3 protein-coding genes and 1 pseudogene are annotated in these 3,767 nt (G+C 36.4%); all 4 read left to right on the top strand.

Annotated features, from left to right (window positions below; all coding sequences use genetic code 11):
- A partial coding sequence (locus ACTJJG_RS18960) for an aminotransferase class III-fold pyridoxal phosphate-dependent enzyme (protein WP_440608998.1) occupies positions 1–374 on the top strand: 374 nt, incomplete at its 5' end.
- Positions 371–1,465, top strand: a complete 1,095-nt coding sequence (astA, locus tag ACTJJG_RS18955; RefSeq protein ID WP_032056787.1) for an arginine N-succinyltransferase — start codon at positions 371–373, stop codon at positions 1,463–1,465. The genes ACTJJG_RS18960 and astA, both read left to right, overlap by 4 nt.
- A gap of 397 nt (positions 1,466–1,862) precedes the next feature.
- Positions 1,863–3,326 carry an amino acid permease gene (locus ACTJJG_RS18950; protein WP_000042090.1) on the top strand — a complete coding sequence of 488 codons (1,464 nt, stop codon included), beginning with the start codon at positions 1,863–1,865 and terminating at the stop codon, positions 3,324–3,326.
- Positions 3,327–3,449: 123 nt separating this feature from the next.
- Positions 3,450–3,767, top strand: a pseudogene (locus ACTJJG_RS18945) (ShlB/FhaC/HecB family hemolysin secretion/activation protein); the annotation flags it as partial.

Raw genomic sequence — 3,767 nt, 5'->3', positions numbered from 1 at the left:
TAGCAAGTGCGGTTGCTGGTGCAGTCTTTGAGTTTATTAATACGCCTGAAGTACTGAATGGCGTTAAGGAGCGTCATGATTACTATAAAAAAGCTTTAAATCAATTAAATGAAAAATATGAAGTCTTTAAAACTATTCGCGGTGAAGGCTTATTGATTGGTTGTGCGTTAAAAGATGAATTCGCTGGTAAAGCAAAAGACATCAATAACCTTGCGGGCGAAGAAGGTTTACTGAGTCTTATTGCTGGTCCAAATGTTGTCCGTTTTACGCCCTCTTTGATCATTCCATTTGCTGATATTGATGAAGGCCTAAAACGCTTTGAACATGCGCTTGCTCGCTTTGTTGAAATTCAAAAGGATGAACAAGCAGCATGATGATTATTCGTTACATCGAACCTAAAGATGTTAATGACCTTTACCTGTTGGCGCAAAAGGCAGGTTTTGGTTTGACATCTTTGCAGCCAAATATGGAAAAACTTACTGCTCGTATTGAACGGGCGTGTAAGACAGTCGCAGGCGAACTTCCAAAGGCAGATCAGGTTTACTTATTTGTTTTAGAAGATACTGAACTCAATAAAATTGTCGGTGTTTGCGGTATTGAAGTCGCACTTGGCTTAAAAGAGCCTTGGTATAACTTCCATGTAGGAACACAAGTTCATGCATCTGAACCCTTAAGTGTTTATAACGCTTTACCTACTTTATATTTGAGTAATGACCATACCAACTGTAGTGAGCTTTGTACTTTATTTTTAGATCCTGACTATCGCTTAAATAAAAATGGCAAATTTTTATCTAAAGTCCGTTTCTTATTTCTCTCAGCATTCCGTCAATATTTTGAAGAAACGATTGTTGCTGAAATGCGTGGATACTCTGATGCAAATGGACAGTCACCATTTTGGAATGCGGTAGGTCACAAGTTTTTTAATATCGAATTTACCAAGGCCGATTATTTAAGTGGTGTAGGGCAGAAGGCTTTTATTGCTGAGCTGATGCCAAGACATCCCCTCTATGTCGATATGTTACCTGACGATGCTAAAGCTGCGATTGGCATTGTGCACCCAAATACTCGACCAGCCTACAACCTCTTGCTTGAAGAGGGGCTACGCTATAAAGGCTATATCGATATTTTTGATGGTGGTGCAACGCTGCAAGCGGATATCGAAAATTTAAGAGCGATTAAAGAAAGTCAGTCTGTAACGGTTCAAATTGAACAACCTGAAAATATCGCTGTAGGGGATGAAGCTTACATTGTGGCTAATGATGACTATGAAAATTATCGCGCCATTCTTGTGTATAGCCAGCCTCATCAGAACATATTGCAGTTAACAAAAGAACAGGCAAACCAATTGAATGTTGAAAATGGCTCTTTAGTTCGGGTGCTAAGTGTTCATGTTAAACAAGTTTCGAGTCCAGAAGTGGTCAATAAACTCAAAGCCACTGAACATTTTCGAATGGCTGTTAATTAAGCGGAAATTACTATACATTTCACCAAATTTAAGAGGGAATAATATATTATCGCTAGCGCAAGATGGGTATATGGATAAATACAATCTTGCTCTCTGAGCTGGAATTAATTAGCCTGCTTTTTTATATAAAGGGTAAATCAATAAAATATTAATTAGTTTATATATTTTAATTGTTTATCGAAATTATATTTTGGAGATCAGGTTAATATAATAATGAAGGAAAGGAATGATGAATAATTTTTATTGTTATAGGTGATGGCTTTTAAAAAGGAATTTATAAGGTCTTAAGTGATTTAATAATATTTTAGAATGGTTTAATGGACTAAATTAATAATCATATAATTTGTTTATTATTAAAGCATTTACGACGGTTGCTATAAATTGGAGTAAATATTACATGAGTAAGAATAACGGAAAGCAGTTCCTGGAAGGAGATCTTCTTGGTAGTCAACATATGACTGAGCAAGAAGAAGAGAAATTGCAGCGCTCATTGACAAATCGTCATATTCAAATGATCGCAATCGGTGGTGCAATTGGTACTGGATTATTTATGGGTTCCGGGAAAACATTAAGTGTTTCGGGTACTTCAATTGTTTTAACCTATTTAATTATTGGTTTCTTCTTTTTCTTCGTGATGCGGGCAATGGGTGAATTGTTGCTTGCGAACACGAATTTTAAAACATTCGCCGATTTTGCAACAGCTTATCTCGGTCCATGGGCGGGGTTTTTCCTTGGTTGGTCCTACTGGTGTAACTGGATTATTACTGCGATTGCCGACGTAATTGTGATCGGAGGGTACATGCAGTTTTGGTATCCTGATTTACCCGTCTGGATTCCAGCATTTACATCATTAGCGATCTTGACCATACTCAATTTTGTGGCCGTTCGATTGTTTGGTGAACTCGAGTTTTGGTTCTCACTCATCAAAATTACTGCAATTATTCTGTTTATTCTGGCTGGTATTTATTTAATTGGTACCGGATTTACTTCTCCAAATGGGGTTAAGGCCTCAATGAGCCATTTGTTTGAAACAGAGTCGATGTTTCCTTATGGTGTAACCGGTTTCTTGGCAGGCTTTCAAATTGCCATCTTTGCATTTGTGGGTATTGAGCTTGTCGGTACAACTGCTGCTGAAACTAAAGATCCGCATAAATCACTTCCGAAAGCAATTAACTCTATACCTTTACGCATTTTATTGTTCTATGTGGGCGCGTTGGTTTGTATTATTGCGGTCACATCTTGGGCAAAAGTTTCACCAGAAAAAAGCCCATTTGTAGAAATGTTTACTTTGGTCGGGTTACCAATTGCGGCAGGTTTAATCAACTTTGTTGTTGCGACTTCAGCTTTATCTTCTGCAAATAGTGGGATCTTTGCGACTAGCCGTATGTTATACGGTTTAGCTTTAGACAACGACGCACCTAAAAGCTTTAGTAAACTCTCAAAAAGAAAAGTTCCAATTAGAGGACTCGTATTTTCAATGGCGTGTGTAACGGTTGGAACATCTATTTTATTTATTGTTCCAAATGTCATGACAGCATTTACGATTATCTCAGCGCTGACTTCAATTTTATGTATTTTTACGTTTATGTTGATTGTGCTTTCTTATATTTATTATCGTAAGAAAAGTCCTGAGCTACATATCCAGTCAAAATATAAAATGCCGGGTGGGTTATTTATGGCTTGGATGACCATGTTGTTTTTAGTGTTTACTATCGTAATTTTGGCTTTAGACCATGATACTTTAATTGCACTTGAGTGTTCACCAATCTGGTTTATTGGTTTATTTATTGCCTATAAATATAAAAAGAAAAAGATGTTGCAGCTTGATATCTTGAAAGCTCAAAAGGTTGATTATATTTAATCTAGAAGATGAAATGCTTTTAAAGCTAGGCGTGTGTCTAGCTTTTTTTATGCTCTTAAATATTGAGATATATATTGTGTTTATGTAAAATAATGTGATTATACGTACAATTCTGTATATGAGATGTTAACTAAGAACTTTATAACTTCTTCTATTATTCTTTTTGCGGGTTTCCACCAATATGTCTATGCCATCGAAGACGTTTCTTTGCCCAGTCAGGTGCTTCAAGATCAACGTTTAAAAGAGCTTAACCAGCAATTACAAGACCAAATTGCTCAGCAAACTCCTTACCAAAACACCAAGCCATTACAGGATTTTAAGCATTTAGTTGTTAAAGAAAGCCCATGCGTAGTGGTTAAAAAAATTAGTTTTATCCCTTTAAATGATCAGTCTGAGTCTGAACTACAGCAATTTAACTTTGTGGTTAAAGCTATAAAAAAA

Origin of the sequence: Acinetobacter sp. 22512 (genome assembly GCF_052044755.1) — a bacterium.
Taxonomy (GTDB): Bacteria; Pseudomonadota; Gammaproteobacteria; order Pseudomonadales; family Moraxellaceae; genus Acinetobacter; species Acinetobacter pittii.
Note: the sequence above shows the minus strand (reverse complement) of the source record. Positions and strands in the feature narration are given on the sequence as shown.

Bases quoted from the DNA above. Each gene is read 5' to 3' on its own strand.
- astA (WP_032056787.1), top strand. From the start codon at position 371: ATGATGATTATTCGTTACATCGAACCTAAAGATGTTAATGACCTTTAC.
- ACTJJG_RS18950 (WP_000042090.1), top strand. From the start codon at position 1,863: ATGAGTAAGAATAACGGAAAGCAGTTCCTGGAAGGAGATCTTCTTGGT.